The sequence below is a fragment of the Mucilaginibacter tolerans genome, assembly GCF_030519375.1.
Taxonomy (GTDB): domain Bacteria; phylum Bacteroidota; class Bacteroidia; order Sphingobacteriales; family Sphingobacteriaceae; genus Mucilaginibacter.
The window spans coordinates 136389-160166 of record NZ_JAUMKB010000010.1; the positions used below are offsets into that span (position 1 = coordinate 136389).

Consider the following 23778-nt stretch of genomic DNA (forward strand, 5'->3'; position numbering starts at 1 on the left):
AACTTTTAATATAATACAATGAGAATAAACAGAAAAACCATGGCAGGCGCTATCATAACCGGGGTGCTCGCATTATGGTCCATCCAGGGATTTTCCCAAACCAAAGCGTTCGATTCGAAATCTTCAGAACAGATCAAGCCTTTTAAAATACATATACCACAGCCTCAACTGAACGATCTGCGCCACCGCATCAATGAAACCCGTTGGCCTGATAAAGAGACCGTCACTGACGGCTCCCAGGGGATCAAACTTGCTAACCTGCAGGAACTGGTGCGTTATTGGGGAACAGATTATGACTGGCGCAAAGCAGAAGCTAAACTTAACGCCTTGCCACAGTATGTAACCAATATCGAAGGCGTTGACATCCATTTTATTTGGGTGCGTTCAAAAAGCCCTAATGCACTGCCATTGATCATGACCCATGGCTGGCCGGGGTCAATACTTGAATTTGTCAAGACGATTGGCCCGCTTACAGATCCTGCAGCCTATGGAGGAAAAGCCGAAGATTCCTTTGATGTGGTAATACCTTCCATTCCGGGCTTCGGTTTTTCGGGTAAACCAACTGAAACCGGCTGGGACCCAGACCACATTGCGCGGGTATGGGCGATATTAATGAAGCGCCTTGGCTATACACGCTACGTTGCCCAGGGTGGTGACTTCGGGGCCCCGATATCCCAGTCATTGGCTCGTCAAAAGCCAGCTGGCTTATTGGGTATCCACCTCAATTTGCCTGCCGTAGTACCTCCAGATGTAGCAACTGCACTCGCTGCGGGCGGGTCTGCGCCTGCAGGATTATCCGACCAGGAACATGCTGTATTTGATGCACTGTCCACAAACTTAAAAAAGGGAAATTTGGCCTATTTATCGCTGATGTCGGCAAGGCCACAAGCTGTTGGTTATGGATTGACTGACTCTCCTGTCGGTCTCGTCGGCTGGATGCTTCAGCACCCAGGTTTTGCAAAGTGGAATTATGCATCCGACGCTGAAAGGGATCCTGGGAAAGATGAAGTACTTGATGACTTTACTTTATATTGGCTTACCAACACTGCAACATCTGCAGCCAGGTTGTACTGGGAGAACATGGGACGGGGTGTTACCAGTTCTGCTGCGCAGAAAACTACCGAGATAACCCTTCCTGTAGCTATTACAGTTTTCCCGGAAGACGTTTATAAGGCACCTGAATCATGGGCACGCCGGGCTTATCCTAACCTTACCTACTTCCACGAAGTGGATAAAGGCGGGCACTTTGCCGCATGGGAGCAACCACAACTTTTTGTTGAAGAAATGAGAGCTGCTTTTAAATCATTGCGCTAATTAAAAACGGAATACTCGTTGAAAATTTAAGAAGATGAAAACGACAAAGAATATCCTGACCGGCATCTTAGCTATTATCGGATTTGTAGCAAATATTAACCCGGTTGCTGCACAATCTGCGGCAAGCGGAAGGACCGAACTACAGCGCCATAATCTTAGTATACCGGGCCGCGAGGTAGTACAGGTACGCGTTGAGATCAACTCGGGAGCTGGTTACCCGAAACATACACATCCTGGAGAAGAGATTATATATATACTTGAAGGTGTGCTGGAATACACCGTGGGCGATCAACCACCGGTGACGCTTAAGCCAGGTAACGTATTATTTATACCAGCCGGAACGGTTCACTCAGTAAGAAATGTCGGCGGTACTAAGGGGGCCGAATTAGCTACTTATATACTCGAAAAAGCAAAACAACAAGTGACCCTCGTTAAATAACCCGATATCTGATAGTCATGGAATGCTTAATCCTTCCCTGAATCTCAATACTTAAAATAATTAAAAGAATACTTAAAAATTAAAAAAATGGAAATGCTAACTGCAATTAATAGCACAAACAACGCACAAATAACTATTAATAAAATACTATATACCGGTAAAGTACATGTTACCGGCGGCCGTGATGGCGCTGCCAAAAGCGAGGACGGACGTTTAAATATTAATCTGTCTTTACCCGCAGGTCCCGGTGCAGGCACTAATCCTGAGCAATTATTTGCCGCCGGATGGTCAGCCTGTTTTACCAGTGCCATGAGGCATAATGCTGGCGCTTTACAAATTCCGCTACCAGCCGACACTGCGATCGATGCTGAAGTAGACCTTGGCACGGGCGAAGGCGGTTTCTACCTGCAGGCGCGTCTTAATGTGAACCTTCCGGGCTTAACAGCTGAGCAGGCTAAGAAAGTAGTAGAAGCAGCTCACCAAACCTGCCCATACTCAAAAGCTACACGCGGTAATATAAACGTTGCCATAAATGTAGCTGTGTAATGTCCCTTAACAATAATAATCAAGAAGCAAAGGCAATGCGTGGTAAAGCGTTGCCTTTGCTTTGCATTAAAGAACGCACTACAGCATGGTTGATTCGGTAGTACGAGTATTTTAAATAGCTTTGCTATGCCGTTGTTCCGAACAATGAAAGGAACTATTATCAATGAAAAACTCTCAATTAAAAATATCCCACGCAACCATCTGGATCAGTTCCATTATTCTGGGATTACTGTCTTCGATACCACAACTGGCTTCGCGCCAGTTCGTTCTTGCTGAGGCTGTGGTTAACGCCGCACTGACGGGTACGTTTGCGCTGTTAATGTGGTATTTTAATATTTTCATATTACGGCGTAAACCCACAAAGAGACGCAGACAAACCATATCCTACTCCGAATTGCTAAGCTCTTTACTTTTCGGTTTGGTCGTAATGTTTGGGCTTTCATGGGTGCAACAGCTGATATTGTCGCATATCAACTTTGGACCCACCATGCTGATGGTGGAAGTACGCGGTATATTGATCAACCTGGTGTTTTATATGTTCCTTAATCTGCTGCAGCAGAATTACGAGAATCAGCATGTGAACATGGAGCTGGAACGCATTAAAAATGATAACCTGGCAGCGCAATACGAAATGCTTAAACAACAAATCAACCCGCATTTCCTTTTCAATAGTCTTAATACATTAAAGGCAATGGTCGAATCTGGTGAGCCGGAAGCGGTGGATTTTATCATCAAACTCTCTAATTTTTACCGCTTCACGCTCGAAAGCCGCAAGCTTGACCTTATTCATGTTAACGAAGAAATGGAAATTGTCAATGCCTATTTGTTTCTTCAAAAAGCCCGCTTTGAGGACGGGATCACTTTTGCCAATAGACTTACGGAGAAAACCCTAACAACGCTGGTGCCACCATTCACCCTGCAATTGCTTGTCGAAAATTGTATTAAACATAACGTAATATCGTTGCAGCGACCGTTGCATATCAGCATTTATGAAGAGAGGGAGTTTATTATTATTGAAAATCAGATACAGCTAAAAACCGGCGATAATGGTTCCCTGGGAGTTGGGCTAAAGAATATCGATCTCCGTTATAGGCATCTTCTTGAGAAACATGTGGAGATCATCGACGACCAGAAAAACTTTAAAGTAAAACTTCCGCTTATTTATGAACATCATCATCATTGAAGACGAACTTAAGACAGCCAAATCACTTGAAAATATCATCATAAGTCTTAGGCCCGAAGCCAAACTGATCGGCCAGTACCAGGGTATTGAAGATTCTGTAGCTGCCCTGACAGAGGGTCCGCAGCCAGATCTTATTTTTATGGATATTCAGCTTGCTGATGGTCTTTGCTTTGAGATCTTCAAATCAGTGAAAATAACCTGTCCGGTAGTATTCTGTACTGCCTATGATGAATATTCATTGGAGGCATTTAAAAGTAACGGTGTGGATTATATTCTGAAGCCATTCTCAAAGGATGATATCAAAGTAGCACTTAGAAAGGTAGATGAACTCAAAAATTTCTTTCAGCAAAAAACATCTTCCGATCTCGATGCTTTGCTGTCGCGGCTCAATCCTTCAAGCGGAAAAACCAGCTTCCTCGTTTTCAAAAATCAAAAATATACTACGATACAAACCGATAATATTGCCTTCTTTTACATTCGTAATGATGCCACATCGATCATGGCTTTTGATAAGCAGGAGTTTGCGTTAAGCCAGTCACTTGATCAGATTGCTGCTTCAGTTTCATCAAAACAATTCTTTCGGGTTAACAGGCAGTACCTGGTAAACTTTAAGGCTATAAAAGAAGTTGAACATTATTTTCTTCGCAAACTTTATGTAAAACTTATCATCGAAACACCGGATAAACTCCTTATTAACAAAGAAAAATCACATAGCTTTTTAAGTTGGATGGAGGATCGTTAAACAGTTGAAAATTGTGAATGAATTTCATGTAACAAATTGTCCGGTTTGAACTCACGCTTGTCCGGTTTACACTAAAATATGTTCTCATTGCTTGTCTGATGGGGTACTTTTGTTATGTCTGATGGGAGAAGAACATCAGGAAAATCAACTGATTGACAATTTATCCAAACTACAATGAAAAGTAACAAAAGAATGAGCCGTCACCTGATGAGTGTCGCCCTTTTAATTTTTGCCGTAATACCACTTACCAATGTTAGTCCTGTAAAAGCCGCTGATCTTATTAGTGGCGATAACAAAATTGATACTCCGGCTCATGTACAGTTTAACCAGATCAAACAAATCAATGCAGGTGTTTTGAATGTGGGTTACGCCGAACAAGGTCCGGCAGATGGTCAGGCAGTCATCCTCCTGCATGGCTGGCCATACGATATTAACAGCTATACCGAAGTATCTGCATTGCTTGCCGCTAAAGGATACCACGTTATTATACCATATCTGAGAGGTTATGGAACTACAAGATTCCTGTCTGACAAAACTCCACGAAATGGTCAGCAATCTGTTTTCGCTGTAGATATAATAGCTTTAATGGACGCCCTGAAGATTAAAAAAGCCATCATTGGTGGATTTGACTGGGGCGCCCGCACTGCCGATATCATTGCTGCCTTGTGGCCCGACCGTTGCGAAGCCCTTGTATCTGTAAGTGGTTATCTCATTGGCAATCAACAAGCCAATAAAGCACCGTTGCCTCCAAAAGCTGAGCAAGCCTGGTGGTATCAGTTCTATTTTGCTACTGAACGTGGCCGGATAGGCTATCAATCCAATACACACGATTTTAACAAACTTATCTGGCAAACGGCATCGCCTCAATGGCATTTTGAAGACGCTACTTACGAACAATCAGCCAAATCATTTAATAATCCCGATCATGTTGCTATAGTGATAGACAATTATCGCTGGCGTCTCGGCCTTGTTGATGGCGAAGAAAAATACAATGAACTTGAAAAAAGACTGGCAGCAGGTCCTGTTATAACCGTTCCGACAGTTACCCTTGAAGGTGAAGCCAATGGTGCACCACATCCTGATCCATCTGTCTATGCCGCAAAATTTAAAGGTAAATATGCGCACCATACTATTACAGGTGATGTAGGTCATAACCTACCGCAGGAGGCACCAAAAGCGTTTGCCGACGCCATTGTTGAGGCGGCCAGCTTTACAAAATAATATAATAAAAAGCCCAAGTAAAAACCAGCGACTTTCTGGGTAGGCTTTGTGTTTCAGAATATCGAGACCTTTTGTTTTATGCTACTTTTATTGACAGTATAATCAAAAAACCCTCGTAAGTTCCACACTTACAAGGGTTTTTTGATAATTCAGTAGTAGGAGAAGCTTTTCAAACCCCTTTTTGCAAGAGTTGCAACTACCGGCCTTCTAATTAAATGCCTTAAATCATCAAGCTATATGTCGATAATTAGCCAACAAAAACAGTAATTGTTTCTGCAACGAGGGCTTCAGTTAGCTGGTTAATTGTGTCAACTTTGTTCGATGTGATTATTGAATCGACAAACGGGATGGGCATTAGGAACAAATATATATTGTTACAGCCACGTCGATGCTTTAGAGTTGGAGATTAACAGATGGCGCCTTTATTTTAAGAGTTACTTCTTTGCACGGGAAAATATCCTGCTGGATACGGGAAATATCCCGTACCAAATACGGGATTTTCAACATGAGACAACATGCTGTACCTCAATAGCTTTGGCTAACAAAAAAATCAAAGCCATGGAACCACTACGCATTTGTACCATCGTCGCAGTCGCCATTATTATTTTCATCCTTTACCTGGTGCGCGACCATCTCTCGGGACTTTTGAAGGATCAAAGCTCCCAATCGGCCGATCTGAAGCCCTACAGCCTTTCAAGAGTGCTGTTTTCCTTTTGGACACTCCTCGTATTTTTTTCGATCTGCTACATCATTTTCGTAACCGGCGAATTGCCTGATATTAAATCAAGTACCCTGGCGCTGATGGGAATCGCGGCAGGCACTACGGTAGCCGGGAGGGCCATTGACAATATCCAGGCCGGAAACCCAAACCTCGTCCGGATACAGGACTTAAAAGATGAGGGTTTTTTGACCGATATCTTGTCCGATGCCAACGGCGTAAGCATATCGCGATTTCAAACTTTATGCTTTAACCTCATTTATGGGGGCTTTTTCTTGAGCACAGTATTTGCGAAAAATGAACTTTTCAACTTCAAGCCCGAAACGTTGACCTTGCTTGGCCTGAGCTCTGGAGCCTATGCATTATTGAAGATCCCGGAAAGCCAGCCTAAACCATCAAAATAATTCACTTTAAAATCTTTTCAATCATGAACGTAAAAACTAAGATCGCAGATCCTGTTGACATCGCCGTATCAGATGAGGACGAGGTTAAATTAACAGTAGTCATCGGTAACGCGCAAAATGGCGGTAGTATCGTCCGCTTCGACGGCAACCCAAAGATCATCGCAAAAGGTCAGGTTGAGGGCCTTGCATTAGGACAAGGTGGCCAACTGAAGGGTAAAAAACTTCTTGTTACAACCAACGTGCTGGACCATAATCCGGCCACCATGCGAATCACCATAAAACATCAATTCGAAAATGGAACACCGCCCGAAACGCGGCTGAGTGATAAAGTTGATAATCCCGGCGATATTTTCTCCTGGGTAACTACTTACAATTTCAAATAAGCATAGCCATGAAAAGAGTTATCATTATCCTTTTGATGCTTGTGGCATCTCGGGCATTCGCGCAGGACGCGCCATCCTTGTCTGATCTGACTATCTCCAACGCTCCGGGCCTGATTTTGGCCGGCAAATCTACAATCTCTGTAGATAAACCGACAACGCCGAGAGCTTTCGCCATAAGCCTTGTCAACCTGCAACAGGGCGGTGCAGTTGAGATTAGCCCGTACTGGTGGTTTGACCGGCCCAATTTGACTTACGAAGCATTTATCAGGAGGAAGTTTTTGGTCCTGGAGACCTTTAGTTTGTCATTGGCCAACGTTAAATCGGATAGCTCCTCTACATTCGCACCGGGATTCCGTACACAGGTCCTCCGGATCTATTCAAAGAGCAGGCTCAAAGCAATGATTGCCAAAAATAAAGAGCTGGCTGCGGTACTCGCAGTTGATCCGGCATCTAAAATTAATTTGGACAGCGTAAAACTCCTCAGCGGTCAGCTGGATAAACTGGCTATGACAGGAAAGGTATCCCTTGAGCTGGCCGGAGCGCTCCTGACCGACCCCACCGGGAGCCGGCTGAAAAACTTGGATATCAATAAATCGGGTGTTTGGGCGAACCTTAGCTGGGCCCCCACAAAGTTCCCCCTGGAGTTTGTTGGCTTAGCCCGTTATGCATGGACAAATAACACCGTTAATAACATAAAAACTTCGTCTAGGTTTGCTGAATTCGGAGCGCAGACAAATTACACGACAACAAAATTTTCGATAGAGGCTGAATACCTGAACAGGAGGGATCTGTACGCGGCTCAGAATTATTCGCACCTGTCGGCATCGCTGACTTATCACATAACCGACAATTTAGCAGCAGTCGCGGCTTATGGAAAGGACCTCAAAGTAGGCGAAGCCCTCACGGCCCTGTTCGGGATAAATTTCGGATTTGAGCGCAGTAAATAAATTTTGAAACGCATTGAAAATTACCGGTTTAATATATTTAAATTTAACCATGCAAGTTGGTTGATCCCCATAAACCGGTGATTTACCGAAGCCTTATTAAAGAAACCCATTCATTCATTCACTATTTAAATCACCAGTATTATGAACAAGAATCAGATCATGAAGCTAAAGGGATACGACAAAGACAGTACCCTTTGTGAATTACAGAGAGATCAGCCATTCTCAGATCTCACCGATGGTAAACATTTCGGTATGCCGATCTCGACCTGCAAATTCCTGCAAATGCTTTACCTCTTTTGGCTGCAGAATAAACCGACCGCCGATAATCCGTTTAAAGACGTTTGGTGGGTTAACTTTAGCAAGGCATCGATCTTCCGTATACTCGCCCAGGAGGATTGCGAATATATCAGGTTTTATTTTGCCATCCCTGATAAGGACTTTTTCCAGGCCAGCCTGGCCCTGGAGGGTATAAAATCTGATGGCAGCCCCATTAAATTAACAGAAATACTTGCTGTGGCAAACACGATGACGGGAAAGGATGACGTGGACAGAGAATCGCCTGGTAAGGATGTTTTCGCCGTAACCAGCGGAGCGGCTACTCCAAGTAATGAGGAAAAAGGAAATGGAGGGCCTCCGCTAGAAAATCAGATCCCGAATATTTCATCCCTCAAAATGTTCGCTGATCAGTTGGAAAAGGACCTTTCCCAGAAAACTTTTAAACAATTTATAGCGGAATATTACCTGCACGCTCAAAAGGAATTTTAGCTGATGTGAAGTTAACCTACATTTATTACGCCTTATTGGTTGCCTGCTTTATCTATAGCCTTTACTTTTTACAGGATTACAAAGTAAAAGTACTGGCTATTTTGCTGTTTCTATCCATAGCAACTGAAATATTGGCGGAGATAAATATCTATAAAAAGGTTAATTATTATGTCTACTATCATGGATTTACCATTGTTGAATATGGCTTGATATCCGGCATCCTTTATCAGTGCATACGCGATAAGCTGACTAAAATAATATTGCTGATATCCATACCGGTTTTCAGCATTGTTTGTGCCCTGATCATGATATATGTGCAAAACATCAGCGAATCGCCCAGTATCAGCGGGGGACTGGAGGGGACGTTGCTGATCATCTGGTGCCTGCGGGCATTTTATGATTTAGATCCTGTAAAGCATGGCACTATTTTTCAGCAGCCGCCCTTTTGGTTTATTATGGCGTTCTACAGCTATTACTGCATAGTAACGCCATTTAATTGTTTTTTTAACACCCTGCAGGCCGACCCGCATTACCTGGCTCTGTCCACCAAGGCGTTTGCGGTAATCAATAATGCTGCAAATTATTTATTATATATCCTATGTATGATTGGATTATCATGTTTAAAACAAGTGAAGTATACTCGGCAGTCATCCTCATCACGGTAATTTTTATTGTGCTGTCCACTGGTTTTGTGATCTTTATCATCCGATTTAAATTGAGGCAGGGATTACATCACCAAGAGAAGATGAAAATGGCGGAAGAGTTTTCAAAACAGCTCATGCAGTCTCAGATCGAGGTGCAGGAGGCCACCATGAGCATGCTCGGTCAAGAATTGCACGACAATATTTGCCAGCAAATCAGCAGCATTAAGCTACTGCCGGCCATCGTGCGTTCAAACCCTGCTAGGGCGGAACAAACACTGGAAGAAATGGAGCAATATTTAGGGGAAACTATTAATGATATCCGTAACCTAACGAAGGCCATGGACAAAGAGTGGCTCGAGCAATTCGACTTGGTAGCCAACCTGGAAACCGAGATCAAGCGTATTAACGCCGCTAACCGGTTGACAATTCGGATGGAGACGCCTAAGGCACTACCGCTCGAGGCAGATAAACAGCTGATGCTGTTCCGCATCGTGCAGGAAGCACTTCAAAATGCGGTCAGGCATTCCGGTGCAAGCGAGATTGGGATTGCGGTCTCCACCGGCACTACCGGCATCGACCTTTCCATCATGGATAATGGCAAAGGATTTAAGAATAATCTTAAATCCGAGGGGCTTGGAATACGAAATATGAAGCACCGGACAAGCCTTTTAAAGGGAACGATAGAATGGACTTCAAACGATAGCGGCTCAGCCGTTAGGATTTCTATACCATTAACTGACACTGCTCATGAAAACTAAATTAGGCATCATAGACGATCACCAATTGTTCTTAAAGTCCCTGGGCATGTTATTGCAAAGCTTTGGCGACTATGAACTGGTCATAGAAGCAGTCAACGGACAGGATTTACAAGACAAAATGAAACGCCCGGATCAGATTCCGGACATCATGCTAGTGGATGTCAACATGCCGGTGATGGACGGGCCTGAAATAGTGAGATGGCTGAAACAGCAACACCCTGTGATGAAGCTCGTTGCCCTATCGGTGAATAACACGGACAAAGCGGTGATCGAAATGATCAAAGCGGGTTGTTGCGCCTACGTTCTCAAGGACACTCATCCCAATGACCTCAAGGCCGCGCTCATAGAAATTGGAGAAAAAGGCTATTATAACGGGGATTTCAGCAATATTAACTTTCGCCGTCTTCTTCAATATGAACACGACAAAATTAACCTGAACGACAGGGAGAAGCTATTCCTGCAATACGCCTGCAGCGATCTCACGTACAAGCAGATCGCTGAAAAGATGTTCCTAAGCGAAAGGACAATCGACGGTTACAGGGAAGCCCTCTTTGAAAAATTAAATGTAGAAAGCCGGGTCGGTATGGTGCTCGAAGCTATAAAAAAAGAGTTGGTTAGCATAGAATCTATTAATTTGAAATAAGCGTGAAGCTTTTACATCTTTTTACTTTGATTCACGCAATCAAAAACCGTCCAGTATTTTTCGCACAACCGATAAATTGATAATCTGAATTCAAATCTTTACATTGGCAAAGTACTGGTTGTCATGGCAAGAAGCGATTATAGTTGTTAAGGGACAGCCACAGATTGTGTGGTAACTGTGCCGAGCCAGGATACCCCGCCGAATCCGGGTGCAACTGATATACACCGCAATTAAATAGAAGTAAAAAGGGAAGCCATTTTTGGGCCTCCCTTTGGTCATTTAATCCCTTTCTGAAACCACGTATACAGGTATTTTACGCCTTGCTGGTGTTATAACTAAGCCAAATTGAGCCAGTATAGAATTGATCTTATCAACAGATAAGCCATAAAGATAGACGTTTAATCTGAACTGATTGCTTAAAGGCAATCCCGACTCATTTACAATATACCCCTCGTTTATGTGTTGGTTTAACAAATCGGTTAACTGGTTTATATTTAGATTTTCTATTTTCTGTTTGTCATAATAGATCGAGCTGATTTCCTTAGCGGACAAGGGCACCTGTTCCTTCGTTTGCTTTTTCTTCAGCACATAGCAATCCATTTCCCTTTGTTCAAACCTTCCGTTCAAGTTCAGATAACGGTTCAGATCGGACAGCATATAGTCATACAAGACATCGTATGGCACTTTGTGCGGCATCACCAAATCATAGCAGTAAAGGTTTTCACTTTCCCACTCACTATAGCTTTTGTATTTCGAACGCTTAAAACTTTCCGGCGCTAATTGGGGCATCATGTATTTCAGGGAATCTTTAACTTCAAAGATCAATCTGCTGTTATTTTGACCGCTCAGTTTGTGATGAAAGGCGGCGATCCAATATAATTGTTTGAAGGTCAGATTCCCTATAAATGCCCGGTTGAATTTTAGTCCGGTTGAGTCCTCGCCCTGGAGGCCCTCAAAAGAAAGCCAACCCGGAACGGTCCTGGTAAATATGGACCGGGCCATAAAATTGGTATCCATTATATGGAAGGGCTTGTATATATCTTCAAGGCCTAAGCTCATGTTATCAATTTTAGGCCTGACAATTATAGGCTGGTTGGCTAACGCGCTCTTGATATTTGCCTCCGTCACGTCTTCTCCCTCGGAGATCATGACAACCTTGCCGCTGGAATTGATCCAAACTAGGTGCGGCAATGTTTTGTGCGGAAACATTTTCCTTGTAAGTACACTGTCTTTGGTAAGCACCAGGCAGTTTGGAGAATTCAGCTCCGGATGTCGCTTAAAAAAGCTGTTGATTTTTTGATAGCTTTCATAGCCCACGGAAACGACCGCTATCTGTTCCCCGAATTTTTTCTTCAGTTCGATCAGTTTAGGGAATTCGATTATACAGGATCCGCACCAACTGCCCCAAAAGTCGAGCAGCAGCAATTTGTTTTGATACAGATCCTTTAGAGTGGTCACCTTCGTGCTGTCGTTATAAAAACCACTCAATTTGATATCGGGAACCTGCTCGCCAATATGGACTTCTTTGATCTGCTGGCTTTTCACACGGCTGGACAATAGCATCACCATGGTGATACAAACGATATATTTTAATTTATTTTTCATTTTCATAAGGATTAATAACCTGGGTTTTGAACAAGATTGGGGTCGGATAATACCTCCGCCTGGGGGATAGGGAACAGTTGTGCCGTCGGCTTCCAGAAGGGTTTAAGCGGCTGCATAACGGCATTAATAGTTCCCGTCCTTTTCAGATCGAAGAAACGGTTTCCGCCTTCGTAAAACAGTTCGACTTGCCGCTCGTGCATAATGGCTGACAGTAATTCGGTTTGTGTGGCAGCGTTCGCATCGGACAATCCGGCCCTGATTCTGATCGTATTAAGATCGGCGGCAGCGCCGGTTAGGTCTCCCTGTTGCGCCCTGGCTTCGGCCCGGACAAGGTACGTTTCTGCCAGCCTGAGGTACGTGCTGTATTCTGCAAGCGGGCCGGCTACCGGGCTTCGTTGTTTGTACTTATAGGGATAGTAAAAAGTAGTGCCCGACACAACTATTGAATTGACCCATGCGGTTTCCCGGAGATCGTTTGGTTCAAACGCCGCCAATAAGTGAGGAGAAACCTGGTAGGCAGGTACGCCGGAAGCGGGCACCAGGCATAACGATGTTGAGCCTGTTGCATTCCATAACTGCAATATGGCTTCATTATTATTGGCCGTAAATACACTGTTTAAGTCGTCCAATAGCGTGTAGCTTCCCGAGTTGATCACCGAACTTGCCTGCAATTCTGCATTGGCATAGTCTTTTGCATATAAATAAGCTTTGGCCAGTAAGGCGGCAGCGGCCCATTTATTGGCTTCCACTTTTTCACCCGAAAATGGATAACTATCGGCCATCAATTGGGTACCGTCATTTAAGTCTGCGATCACCTGGGCCATCACACTATTGGCCGGTGACCTGGCAATCCTGGTATTGACCGTTACATCTGTGGTGGTGACCAGCGGGACATCTCCATAAATATTAACCAACTGGTACAGGCAGTAAGCCCGGACAAATTTGGCTTCCCCCAAACATTGATCTTTGAGGGACGATGAAATGCCTCTTGATGTCTTTAATCCTTCAATAATAGCATTGGCCTTATAAATAGTGGCGTACAGATTTTGCCAGATGCTTAAAACGCTGGTGTTGGCAACGGTGAGTGATCCGTTCGAAAATTCAGTAGCCACTGCGGTGACGTTGGTCGTAACCAGTTCGTCCGTATAGCTGCCCGCATTTCTGAGGAAATTGGCATCTGCACTCCCGAGCGACGTATACATATTGGCGGTAGCCGCCACGACGGAACTGCTGTCAGTGAAAACCTTATCCGGCGTTAGCTGATTCGGCGGCGGATCGATTCCGGCCATTTTTTTACAGGCGGAACAAGTCGATAATATGAAGATGATAACTATAGATGAATATTTCATTTTCTTAAGTTTTAAAATGTTGCCTTTAACCCGGCTGTTACTGTTTTTAAGGGCGGAATGCCGGTACTTCCGCCGCTGATTTCCGGATCAAACCTGTTTTTATTGGCTAGGACAAACAGGTTCTCACCAATCACATAGATCTTTAAACTGCTAACGCCCATCCGGCTTAAAAGCCCGGGTTTAACCGTGTAGGAGAGGGCGAGATTCTTCAGCCGCACATAAGAGGCGTCGGGTAACTGCGTGGAATTATATTGTGCCGAACTGATGTTTACCGAGGCCCGCGGAATAGTGGTGATGTCCCCCGGCTTTTCCCAGCGGCCGAGAACGGATAATGGATCATTATATGGATAGGCGCCTAAGAGCGGCTGATAGCCGGGATATCTCCTTTTGACAAATTCCGCAGTCAGGGCTAATTCAAAACCCTTATAGGTGAAATCATTATTCCAGCCGCCAAAGAAATCGGGGCTTGTCTTTCCCAGCGCGACCAGGTCGCCGGGAGAGGATATCTTTCCGTCATGGTTGATATCCGCATATTGTGCCAGGCCTGTCTGCGGATCGACACCCAATAGCTTGTACCCTTTGACCACACTTAAATCCTGGCCCATGATATAGGTATTGGCATAACTCGATGAGGCTAAGCCGGGAAAGCTAACCAGTTTGTTTTTGGGTATAGTAAAGTTCAGTGAACTGTGCCAGTTAAAGCCAGTGCCCTTGATAACCTGGATATTTAAGTCAAGTTCCAGCCCTGTATTTTGAATAACCGCAGGAAAATTGGCCTGGTAGGAGGGGAAACCCGCAAGGAATGGGATTTTATAGGCGATCAGCTGATTACCGCTGGTATGCTTATACCATGCCGAGGTAAATAAAATACGGTCGTTTAAAAAACCTAACTCTAATGCCGCCTCCAGTTTTTGGGTGGTTTCCCAGCTATAATTGGGATTGGCCAACCTTGACGGCGATAAAGTGGAAATGCCGTTATAAACAAGGCCCGAACCATAGCTTGACAAATATTGATAATCGCTGATCTGGTCATTTCCGGTTGTTCCATAACTGCTTCTCAGTTTCCCGTAGCTTAACCAGGGGAGGGAGTTTTTAATAAAATTCTCTTCCGAAAAAATCCATGCGCCGCCAATCGCGTAAAAATTACCAAATTGCTTTCCCGGGCCGAAGCGGCTGGAAGCATCCCTTCGGAAATTAAGGTCTATTAAATACTTTTTCTTCCAGTTATAATTAACCCGGCTAAACAGGGATGCATATTTATAAAGGGTGTAAGTGTTTGCTTGATTAACAATATTATTGGCAGCACTGATGTTCCCCAATAACGAGGGGCTGCTGACATCATCTCCTTCCAACGACCAGCCTTCGTCTTGCTCACGCTGGTAGGTTCCTCCGATCAAAGCGGTGAGCGTACCCTGGCCAATATTTTTTACATAGTCCAGTTGCGGCTCGATGATATATTTCTGGCTCGTATTATTTGCGAAAAAAGCGGTCGCAACAGGGTCAATACCGGGATCTTGCGACTCGAAGGGTAGGGTAGCGACCTGGTTTAATGAAAAGTTGTTATATCCGGCGCTGATCTTGGCGTCAAACCCGGGGAATAACCGGTAGCTAATGGTATTATTTACATTTAAATAAGCAGTTGCACTATGTTGCCGCTGCTCCAGCGCGGCGACCGGGTTACTGATCTCCCAATTAAAAGTTCCGTCGGTATGATAAACGGGGAAATCCGGTGGGGTGATAAAGGCACCATTATTGATGGAGGAATACAGCGTGTGATTATCATCCTTATTATAGTTCACCGATAAGGAGTAATTGAACCGCTGGTCAGCGCTGTGGTGGTTGAAATTAAAATACCCGCCACTTTTTTTATAATTTTCATTGCCGGGGAGGATACTTCCTTCATTTCTGTAATTGAGGCTGAACAGGTACTGATTATGGTCATCGCCCCCCGATAAACTGGTTTGGACCGAGGTGAGGTGCGCCGTTCCTCCATAAAAGTATTTTTGCCAATCAGTTGATTTGGTCGTATCCCATGATAGCAGATCGGGCGCATTGTATACGTCGGGTGTTACCTGGTCATTGCCAAAGGCATCGTGCCTTTCTTTCAGGTACTGCTGTAAATTGAGCACGGGGTTAAGTCTAGAAATCTTACTGATCCCCTGACTGACATCAACAGTAAAGCGATCCTGGCCTTTCTTGCCTTTTTTAGTCGTGATCAAAACGACGCCATTGGCACCCCTTGACCCGTAAATAGAGGTGGCATCGGCATCCTTTAACAGGTCAATGCTTTCGATATCACCGGGGTTGATGACGCTTAAGGGACTGATGATGCCATTGGCGCCGTTCAAGATTCCGCTCCCATAAGGCGATGCGGATAAAAAAGGCACGCCGTCAATGATATACAGCGGGTCGGTGCCTGATGCCAAAGACCCTTGCCCGCGAATCTGGATTTTAATGCCTCCGCCCGGCAGACCATTTTGCGTTTGTACCAATACGCCGGAAACCTGACCTTGCAGGGCTGCCAGCGGGTTGCTTACCGACTGGTTTTCTATTGTTTTTGCACTGACGGTGGCTACGCTGCCCGTATTTAACCGCTTGGTGGTTTTGCCATAACCGATAACCTGAATTCCATTTAAGGAATTTGCATCAGTTCTCAATCGAATAGTTAAGTTCTTGTCATGGAGGTCATCGTAAGCCACCTGCGTGCTTTGATAACCAATAAAGGTGACGAGCAGGCTCCCTTTTTTAATAGAAGTATAGATCGTAAACTGACCATCCTGGTTGGAAGCCGTATATATTTTACTGCCAGCAATTTGCAGGGTAGCCCCCGGTAAGGGGTTGTCATGTTCATCGGTGATTTTCCCGGTTAGGGTAATACCGGGGTTGTCGTTTGGTGTGCTTTGTGCTGCCGCTCTGAAAATCAGGCAAAGCGAAGCCAGGACACCAAGTAGTATCTTTTTTTTCATGTTAGTTTAATGAGTTTGGAATGAAAGAAATTAGAATTTAGACGCGGATAATGGCAGCACTGCAAGTATTAACTATTAACTGACGCAGCGCCGCCATTACCCCATAATCACTCAGGAGGGCAAATGACTACCAGCCAAACTTTAAACTTGATTGTCATTACGCTCATCGGATGGGGATTGGTCGTTCAACAATAGCTTTAGTTCAGCATCGTGATAAATAAAGCTTACCAGTTCGGGTAAGTTGGCAAACCCCTTATCCTGTAATTGTTGAAGATCGATCCCTTTTTCCGAAAGCGAAGTGTAAAACCAGTCATGAAGTTCCTGCTGGAACTGCTCGTATGGGATCTGAGCAAAACGTTCCATTATCCCGGTAAGGGTACCGAAATCAGGTGTGCTTCTATTTGGCTTTAAGTCATCCATTACAATGAGTTTTTTGTCATCAGTAAGGAGTCCGCGGAAGGGGATGGTCTGTGAATACTACAGGCATGGGTCCCAACTTATCGCTCTGGAAGGGTTTGCACGCCCTATAGCACCAACAAGAAGGGATACCCATACCTGTAGTATGGGCATTCCGGCTTCTCATCTTGGGCTCATTTGAAAGTGCAAATTTTCCAGAGCAAGACTCAAAGCGAATGCTTCAATTTTTTTTAGTGAAGATTCGCAAAAATAACATTAGCGATTTAATCCGCCTATTTATTTCACTTTATACATTTATATCATTCTCAAATGTAATTATATATAATTACAATACGTAAAATTTTACGTAATTTTTAACGAAAATTCACTATCTCTTTGAAGGCATGGGCAGCCAATATAGAGATCAAGATTTTATAGATAAAATTCGTAAGAGGATTATAGAAATCCGAAAAAGTAAGGGCATTGTTCAAGAAGATTTAGTTGATCGAACTGGTTTCAACTTAAAACAAATTGGTAATATAGAAAGAGGGATAAGTAATACATCCATTAGCAATATTGCTGCCATAGCAAAAGCTTTGGAGGTACACCCTCAGGAATTATTAGATTTTGATTTTGACATTCCAAAATATCCTCCGCTAAGAAAAGACAGAAAGGGGAAGTAACATTTAGTTGTGCGATGCCTGCGGCTCGGGCTCTCCACTATATCTGCCGCGCAGGATGTCTCTGCGATCTCTATTCGCATATCATTCTAATTCCGGTAAACTCAAAAGGTTGAAATTAATATCAGGCTCGGTATTCTTGTATATATCTGTAAAAATTTGACTATCACCCGATTGTCGTCACGCCAGGGCCACGCTATATTTTCTAACCCTATCGATGATACTGTGAACAAAATACTTTTCATAGGGCGAATAATTTCCTATTCAAAAACAGAAATGTGCTATCGCCTTGATTGCCAAATTCAATGATTTTGCTTGTTCTATGTTCGAGGTAAACGAAAATCCTGGGCAGAATCTCCATAACCGTCACCATTGAGAAAAACAACCTTAAAGATTTCGAGCCTTTGTTCAGGAGTATAAGTGATATTATAGTCTGATTCACCGATATTTAAATAAATCTCCCAATCGTCGATGCTGAGTTTGTCCTGGTTATCAAATAATAGTTTTCCGAGTTCGAGTTCGGCAGTGCTGGCTTTCAGCATATCCGTCCATTTGTAAAAGCCGGCAAGCTGGGCGATAACATGCTGCGCTTTCATCAGCGTAAAGTTTTCTTCGTCAAGATCGGTGAACGCTAAAAAAATACCAAGTATATCAAAATAAGTCGGATGGTATTCATAATAGTCGTCTTCGCTGGTTGGCGGGGTTTGCGTTTTGTAATCTTTAAAAAGATTTTTCGCCTGGAGTTTGAAATAATCGATAGGTTCCATAATACATACCTTTTTGTATCAGGTTTATTATCTGTAATCTGACGTTCGTAAATTGGTTAGATAATAAGCCTGAAAGGTTTGCATTATTAACTATTGGCTGATGAAATCTTTGCACGAACGGGCCGGCTTGCCAACAAGCACACACAATTATAATCATAAAATTTAAATTCCAAAAATTTTCCTGGAAGTGCCCTGGTTACACCGTGGCCCGCGCTTTCCGCTGTATCTTTTTTTAAAAGGATGCCGCTGCAATCGCTACTTCAGCCTTGCCCGGAAATAAGGTTCGTCATTCCCGCCGGGCTTCATTCCTCACCCCGTTTCCGGGCCGCGCAGCAACAGCCCGGCGCCATTCCGCCTCCCGGTTTCCCGTTCCGTTTCACTCACAGGCAAACACGTACAGCGTCCTGTCAGCGGGCACTTGCTTGTATCCATGATTTGCTGATACAAAATCCGATGATAAGCTTTTTTCAAAAAACGAAAAAAAGAGCCGCAAAGGTTGTGTCCCCGGCGCGTACGAGCGCATAATGGTTTGACGCCTGCGGTTTCCGTCAAACCACCCTGCGGGACTTATAGCTCTCCCGCGCCTTTACGGACACACTGAATTGGGCTTTCTTTTTTTCCTTTTTCTTTGAAAAAAAGCTCTCAGGGGACAGGGACGAAAGAGAAAAGGAATTAACAAAATTTTTTAACTCTTTAATTTTTTTGAAAATGCAAACCGCAGAAAAAAATGCAAAAACCGCACAAGGTGCAAATGCAAAAAACAACAGTTCAGTTAAAACCCAAATCCGCCCAAGCCTGACAGGCAAAGAAGCAAAAGATGAAAGCACAAAAAATGAGCCTGCCAAAGGTGAGGAAACCGGGGCGGCAACTCCCGCAGCGGCTACGGCCGGTGGTGCCGTTACAGTGGATAACCAACGCGCAAACGCTGAACAGCCCGCAGCAGCCGAAGTAAAGGAGGAGCCAAAAGTGGAGGTTGAATCCGTGTTGTCGTTGGACGCAAAATTAAAAGCGGTTGACGACCTGCACCGGAAAAGCTTGCAGCGTTTGGCGCTTATCGGGCGTATCAAAACTTTGGAAGCCTTCGAGGTGAAACTGATTGAGGAACAGGACGAACTCGAAGCCAGCCCGTACCAGGGCTGTAAACTGATTATCATGGATGACAAAAACCGTGAATTTGTGACCAACACCCCGAATTTAATCCGCATGGTTACACAGTACATCTTTGATGCCTGCAACGCCAAACTGGAGGAAATCGAAGCTACCATCAATTTCCCGCAAGCCTAAAGAATTATGCCCCTGCCGTGCGCGGGGGCATTTTTTATGTTTCACCAAAAAATAAGAAATAAGATGTACGAAATATTTATCGAGCTGATGAACCAAATTTTTTGGGAAGGCTACGCAGAGCAATTGGCACAGGATAATCCGGCAGAATTCCAGTTTGAGTTTAACGAATTCCTTAACGCTTATTGCCTTTAATTATGGAAGACAAAATCTATTTACTGGTAAAGGTTACAGTCAGAACTTCTTACAAGCACATTCACGATGCGATTGCTGAATTGCAATCTAAAACGGAAATGCAAATCAGCAGCACCAAAAATGTCAAAGTGCTTAAACACGAGATCATGCAACTAAACACAAGGACACACTAAAATTTTAACATCATGGCACATCAAATAAATTTTAACGAAAAAACACAGAAACATAGCTTTTTCAGTACCAAAGAAAAGGCATGGCACAACTTAGGTCAAGTAATTGACCGTTACCCGACAAGCGCAGAGGCGATACAATTTGCGGGTTTGGATTATATTGTCGAGAAACGCCCTTTATTTACCTACGATACGGAAAACCATATCGGAAACCCGGACACCGATATTATCATTCCTGAAATATTCGTACCGAATTACTTTGCAACGGTTAGGGCAGATACAGACAGGGTTTTAGGGGTAGTCGGTAACGATTACGAGGTTGTACAAAACCGGGATGCCTTTACTTTTTTCGATGCAATCGTAGGGGGTGGGGACGGCATTTTATATGAGACCGCCGGGGCATTGGGTAACGGCGAGCGTATTTTTATTACCGCCAAACTGCCGGGCTATATCCGGGTAGGTAAAGACGACCTGATCGAAAAATATCTTTTCCTTACTACCTCACATGACGGTTACGGCAGTATTACCGCCGCGTTTACGCCTATACGCATTGTATGTAACAATACTTTACACGCTGCTTTGGGCAATATGACCAACTCCGTAAAGATACGCCACACGCAAAGCGTAAAGGAGCGCTTATTACAGGCGCACCAAGTCATGGGCATAACCAACACCATGACCGAACAGCTAAACGGCATTTTTAACAAGTGGGCGCAGGTGCGTATTACTGATAAGGAATTGCTGAAACTGGTACAGCAGGCAATGGCGCCAAGTAAAGAGGTATTGCAGAAGGTATTGGATGATGAAAATTTAGACGAGTATTCCAGCCGCTTTTTAAATACCGTAGAGCGGGTTTGCGAATATGGTTTTACCAACGAAACGCAGCAAATGCCAACTACTAAAGGCACATTGTTTGGCGCGTACAATACCATAACCGGCTATTTTCAAAATGTGATGCAATACAAGAACGACGAGGCTAAACTAAAATCCATCCTGTTTGGCAATGGCTTTAATAAAACGCAGTCGGCATTTAACCTGTGCAAACTATTTGAAAAGGAGGGGACACGTATTTTAAATTAATCGCTATGAGCTATATCGTAATTGAAACGTTTGGTGGCGCGGAATATGCCATCATTGTTACCGACGAAGAGGGCAATAATTTAGTATTCGATACGCTTGAGGAAGCGCAGGACGAAGCGGATGAATGCCAGGGCGGATTGGTCGTCGAAATAGATTGAATGCAATAGGAGGGGTGTAAGCCCCTTTTTTTAAATTATTTGGTACAACTATTATTTATAAATTTGAATATGGAAAATATAATAATTCCTACACAGTCAGGGCAGATTTGTAAAACTCTCATTCCGCTTGAAAATGAGCGGGAAGGTGACGTTTATATTTTAACAGGTGATCCTGATTTAATTACTGACGGAGTAACTATAGAAGCCGTAAGTCTGAATGATTTACAGCGAAACGTAAAAGACCCTTCAAAAGCTGAGCGAAAAAGAATTCCTATAAATAACCTTACAGTAATAGGCGAAGATTTAGAGGATTACGTTGCCTCGTGGAACAAGGCTTAAAACCTCCCCGAAAAATCCTGCGCACGCAGGATTTTTCGGTTTAAAATACTTTTCGCTTAAAACACACTGCGCAAATAGGTTGCGCAGGAACTTCTTTATTTTGTCTTATGGAATTAACTAATAAGGATCTTGAATTGCTTGTGAATGAGCAGAATAAAGTATTATATGACACTGTGTATGATATTATTCTCAAAGAATTTGAAAATGCCATATCCTTTACTGATCTAACGGATATGACCGAGATTAAAAATAAAACTCTAGGTACCTGTGGTATTTATTTAAGCTCAATCGTCGAACTTTTGCACGGCGTCCGTTATCTTATAGCGCAAGGATTTGTTGAAAGCGGCGGTATTTTAGCGGCTTCTGCGTGGGAACGTGCTTTGACTTTCCGGAAAATATTACTAGAACCGGAAAAGAATGCGCAGATTCATACTGAGCATGAAAAGGCTAAAAAAACACCATGGACGGTTTGGGACATGGTTAACGAGGTGATCAAAAATGAAAGGGCTAGAACAGGAACTGCTATCAGGGCACATGAGGCCAGGATATTCTATCTCCAATATACATTTCTATGCAGTATAAAGCATGGCAATCCTTACACTGTTTCTTATTTAAACAGGCCGGATCGTAGTACAAACGAAAAACTCTTTCAGCTTAAATCTAACGATAGTGATGTTGATAGGGATTTAAAAATATATATTAAAATGCTTGCAGCCGATAATGCCCTGGATGCGTTAATCGATTACAGTCGGGAATTCCGTACAAGAGTGAATTGGTTGTTGGATTTACGGCAACAGGTAGATCAGTTGACCATGCGGGTACCAATCCTGGTTCCGCAAATTTTTATAACCGACCCATCCGAAATGGGAGAAGATTTCTGGCAATATTTACTCCAATTAGAAGAACAGCGCCGGCGTGAATCCAATAGCTGATTTATTTGGTTTCCCAATAGTACGTTTGCCATCGTTCTTTTAATTTTTCGTTGTCAGGTTGTTTACTGTCGGCACGCGTTAGTAAATGCCTTCCCGCTAGCTCTTGGTAAACTGTTCCGGCAAGGCATGGATGAATGACAACTTTTAAAGTGAATGGTTCAATCAGGACTAACCCGTCGTCAAACAAATCATGTATATCGGAACGGAGTAACAATGCGTTAGTTGAATGATTGTTTCCTTTTTTAAAATGCGGCTCTATGTGGGCAGCTTGTAATACATTCTCCGGCCCGGTCATACTTATACAACATTGATTTGAATACACGCTTAACAGTTTACGACGTAACGCCGCTTGACCTTTACGAATTTTACGTGCATATGGCTGGTATGCTGGATCGTCGTTTTGTGCTTCTGCTATTTCTTTAATAACGGCAAGCTTTTCTTCATTCCCCTGTCTTTTAACAATAATCCTTTCAAAATTTGCATCCCAAGACAAATTCGGGTGCAAATGCACAATAGACGATTCCTTAGCCACCACGTTTATCATGGCGCGCCTCCCTAATATTCCACCTGCTGCATTGAGTGAAATGAACGACCGTAGAACATCCGATTGTGAAAGTTTTTCAATAGTCGACGCCCTGTGTCGGAAAATGAGTATTTTTTTGTCTTCAAATCCTTCAACTCGATAAGCTTGGTTGTTGACCGGTGAATTCCAGGTAGACTGGTCATTGTAGGCTTTTTTTGCAGCGTCCCTAATAGTTCGCCATGCTGATTCTGGTTCAATAAAAGTTTCCTGGTTTGGCGTTGGTTGCCGCCAGAATGAAGGAGACGAATTGACGATTTGCCCTCTGTTTTTCAAACCTTGTAAACAGTTCCTGAGATTACGCTTCCAAGCTGGTTCACCGGTTTCTTCATTGCGTAATATTGTGGACGCCAGGTCATGTCGGTCAAATTGCAAGTTTGCGTCAGCAAGTTCATAAAATCTGTCTATGAGGACTGGTTCACAATTGGAGTCGTTAATCGCGTCAAAAATAATTTTTTTGAATACAGAATTTGCAGTTGGCATTGTTCGAGATATTTACCGAAAATAATGTATTTATCTTATTATTGGACCGAAGCAGCTGACTTACTGGTCAATTCCCTTACCAAATAAGCT

27 protein-coding genes are annotated in these 23778 nt (G+C 43.6%); 21 read left to right on the plus strand and 6 right to left on the minus strand.

All coding sequences use genetic code 11. From position 1 onward, the window contains the following. Positions 1–18 precede the first annotated feature (18 nt). From Q3A68_RS15205 to Q3A68_RS15265, 13 genes are all read left to right on the plus strand, one after another. Positions 19–1314 carry an epoxide hydrolase family protein gene (locus tag Q3A68_RS15205; protein WP_302901961.1) on the plus strand — a complete coding sequence of 432 codons (1296 nt, stop codon included), beginning with the start codon at positions 19–21 and terminating at the stop codon, positions 1312–1314. 34 nt (positions 1315–1348) lie between these two features. Then, positions 1349–1753 carry a cupin domain-containing protein gene (locus tag Q3A68_RS15210; RefSeq protein ID WP_302901962.1) on the plus strand — a complete coding sequence of 135 codons (405 nt, stop codon included), beginning with the start codon at positions 1349–1351 and terminating at the stop codon, positions 1751–1753. 93 nt (positions 1754–1846) lie between these two features. After that, positions 1847–2299 carry an organic hydroperoxide resistance protein gene (locus Q3A68_RS15215; RefSeq protein WP_302901963.1) on the plus strand — a complete coding sequence of 151 codons (453 nt, stop codon included), beginning with the start codon at positions 1847–1849 and terminating at the stop codon, positions 2297–2299. 163 nt (positions 2300–2462) lie between these two features. After that, entirely contained in the window at positions 2463–3482 is a 1020-nt protein-coding gene (locus Q3A68_RS15220; RefSeq protein WP_302901964.1) for a sensor histidine kinase, read from the plus strand. Further along, positions 3463–4224: a LytR/AlgR family response regulator transcription factor gene (locus tag Q3A68_RS15225; protein ID WP_302901965.1), complete on the plus strand. Its 762-nt coding sequence runs from the start codon at positions 3463–3465 to the stop codon at positions 4222–4224. Before Q3A68_RS15220 ends, Q3A68_RS15225 begins: the two co-directional genes overlap by 20 nt. Before the next feature lie 174 nt (positions 4225–4398). Then, on the plus strand, positions 4399–5445 hold the full coding sequence (locus Q3A68_RS15230) for an alpha/beta fold hydrolase (RefSeq protein ID WP_302901966.1): 1047 nt from the start codon (positions 4399–4401) through the stop codon (positions 5443–5445). A gap of 558 nt (positions 5446–6003) precedes the next feature. Next, complete coding sequence (locus Q3A68_RS15235) at positions 6004–6567, plus strand: hypothetical protein (protein WP_302901967.1); 564 nt, start codon at positions 6004–6006, stop codon at positions 6565–6567. Between the two features lie 23 nt (positions 6568–6590). Further along, on the plus strand, positions 6591–6950 hold the full coding sequence (locus Q3A68_RS15240) for a hypothetical protein (protein WP_302901968.1): 360 nt from the start codon (positions 6591–6593) through the stop codon (positions 6948–6950). 8 nt (positions 6951–6958) lie between these two features. Further along, positions 6959–7897 carry a hypothetical protein gene (locus Q3A68_RS15245; protein WP_302901969.1) on the plus strand — a complete coding sequence of 313 codons (939 nt, stop codon included), beginning with the start codon at positions 6959–6961 and terminating at the stop codon, positions 7895–7897. Positions 7898–8038: 141 nt separating this feature from the next. Further along, on the plus strand, positions 8039–8662 hold the full coding sequence (locus tag Q3A68_RS15250; RefSeq protein WP_302901970.1) for a hypothetical protein: 624 nt from the start codon (positions 8039–8041) through the stop codon (positions 8660–8662). A gap of 5 nt (positions 8663–8667) precedes the next feature. Further along, on the plus strand, positions 8668–9327 hold the full coding sequence (locus Q3A68_RS15255; RefSeq protein WP_302901971.1) for a hypothetical protein: 660 nt from the start codon (positions 8668–8670) through the stop codon (positions 9325–9327). Between the two features lie 113 nt (positions 9328–9440). Continuing rightward, positions 9441–10064, plus strand: coding sequence for a sensor histidine kinase (locus Q3A68_RS15260; protein ID WP_302901972.1), 624 nt, complete (start codon positions 9441–9443; stop codon positions 10062–10064). Continuing rightward, complete coding sequence (locus tag Q3A68_RS15265; protein WP_302901973.1) at positions 10054–10707, plus strand: response regulator transcription factor; 654 nt, start codon at positions 10054–10056, stop codon at positions 10705–10707. Before Q3A68_RS15260 ends, Q3A68_RS15265 begins: the two co-directional genes overlap by 11 nt. A 279-nt stretch (positions 10708–10986) precedes the next feature. Here the strand turns inward: Q3A68_RS15265 and Q3A68_RS15270 are convergent, their stop codons facing one another. The 4 genes from Q3A68_RS15270 to Q3A68_RS15285 form a co-directional block, all read right to left on the minus strand. Next, positions 10987–12312 carry a TlpA family protein disulfide reductase gene (locus tag Q3A68_RS15270; protein WP_302901974.1) on the minus strand — a complete coding sequence of 442 codons (1326 nt, stop codon included), beginning with the start codon at positions 12310–12312 and terminating at the stop codon, positions 10987–10989. A gap of 11 nt (positions 12313–12323) precedes the next feature. Then, on the minus strand, positions 12324–13661 hold the full coding sequence (locus tag Q3A68_RS15275) for a RagB/SusD family nutrient uptake outer membrane protein (RefSeq protein ID WP_302901975.1): 1338 nt from the start codon (positions 13659–13661) through the stop codon (positions 12324–12326). Between the two features lie 11 nt (positions 13662–13672). Further along, positions 13673–16627 (minus strand): SusC/RagA family TonB-linked outer membrane protein, encoded by a 2955-nt coding sequence (locus Q3A68_RS15280; RefSeq protein WP_302901976.1) that lies wholly within the window; start codon positions 16625–16627, stop codon positions 13673–13675. Between the two features lie 141 nt (positions 16628–16768). Further along, positions 16769–17047, minus strand: a complete 279-nt coding sequence (locus Q3A68_RS15285) for a hypothetical protein (protein ID WP_302901977.1) — start codon at positions 17045–17047, stop codon at positions 16769–16771. 380 nt (positions 17048–17427) lie between these two features. On the opposite strand from Q3A68_RS15285, the gene Q3A68_RS15290 reads away from it, so the two are divergent. After that, positions 17428–17706, plus strand: a complete 279-nt coding sequence (locus Q3A68_RS15290; RefSeq protein WP_302901978.1) for a helix-turn-helix domain-containing protein — start codon at positions 17428–17430, stop codon at positions 17704–17706. A 317-nt stretch (positions 17707–18023) separates the two neighbouring features. On the opposite strand, the gene Q3A68_RS15295 is transcribed toward Q3A68_RS15290, so the two are convergent. Further along, the gene (locus Q3A68_RS15295; RefSeq protein ID WP_302901979.1) at positions 18024–18470 is read right to left on the minus strand and encodes a hypothetical protein; all 447 of its coding nucleotides are present in this window, start codon (positions 18468–18470) and stop codon (positions 18024–18026) included. Between the two features lie 708 nt (positions 18471–19178). On the opposite strand from Q3A68_RS15295, the gene Q3A68_RS15300 reads away from it, so the two are divergent. The 7 genes from Q3A68_RS15300 (at position 19179) to Q3A68_RS15330 (ending at position 22625) form a co-directional block, all read left to right on the plus strand. After that, positions 19179–19754 (plus strand): hypothetical protein, encoded by a 576-nt coding sequence (locus Q3A68_RS15300; protein WP_302901980.1) that lies wholly within the window; start codon positions 19179–19181, stop codon positions 19752–19754. A gap of 63 nt (positions 19755–19817) precedes the next feature. Then, complete coding sequence (locus tag Q3A68_RS15305) at positions 19818–19946, plus strand: hypothetical protein (protein WP_302901981.1); 129 nt, start codon at positions 19818–19820, stop codon at positions 19944–19946. Positions 19947–19948: 2 nt separating this feature from the next. After that, on the plus strand, positions 19949–20119 hold the full coding sequence (locus Q3A68_RS15310; RefSeq protein ID WP_302901982.1) for a hypothetical protein: 171 nt from the start codon (positions 19949–19951) through the stop codon (positions 20117–20119). A 12-nt stretch (positions 20120–20131) separates the two neighbouring features. After that, entirely contained in the window at positions 20132–21196 is a 1065-nt protein-coding gene (locus Q3A68_RS15315) for a DUF932 domain-containing protein (protein WP_302901983.1), read from the plus strand. Between the two features lie 5 nt (positions 21197–21201). Next, on the plus strand, positions 21202–21354 hold the full coding sequence (locus tag Q3A68_RS15320; RefSeq protein WP_302901984.1) for a hypothetical protein: 153 nt from the start codon (positions 21202–21204) through the stop codon (positions 21352–21354). Between the two features lie 69 nt (positions 21355–21423). Further along, positions 21424–21693, plus strand: coding sequence for a hypothetical protein (locus tag Q3A68_RS15325; protein WP_302901985.1), 270 nt, complete (start codon positions 21424–21426; stop codon positions 21691–21693). A gap of 107 nt (positions 21694–21800) precedes the next feature. After that, on the plus strand, positions 21801–22625 hold the full coding sequence (locus tag Q3A68_RS15330; RefSeq protein WP_302901986.1) for a hypothetical protein: 825 nt from the start codon (positions 21801–21803) through the stop codon (positions 22623–22625). A 1-nt stretch (position 22626) separates the two neighbouring features. Here Q3A68_RS15330 and Q3A68_RS15335 read toward each other — a convergent pair whose 3' ends face one another. Next, entirely contained in the window at positions 22627–23688 is a 1062-nt protein-coding gene (locus tag Q3A68_RS15335; RefSeq protein WP_302901987.1) for an HNH endonuclease signature motif containing protein, read from the minus strand. Positions 23689–23778 lie beyond the last annotated feature (90 nt).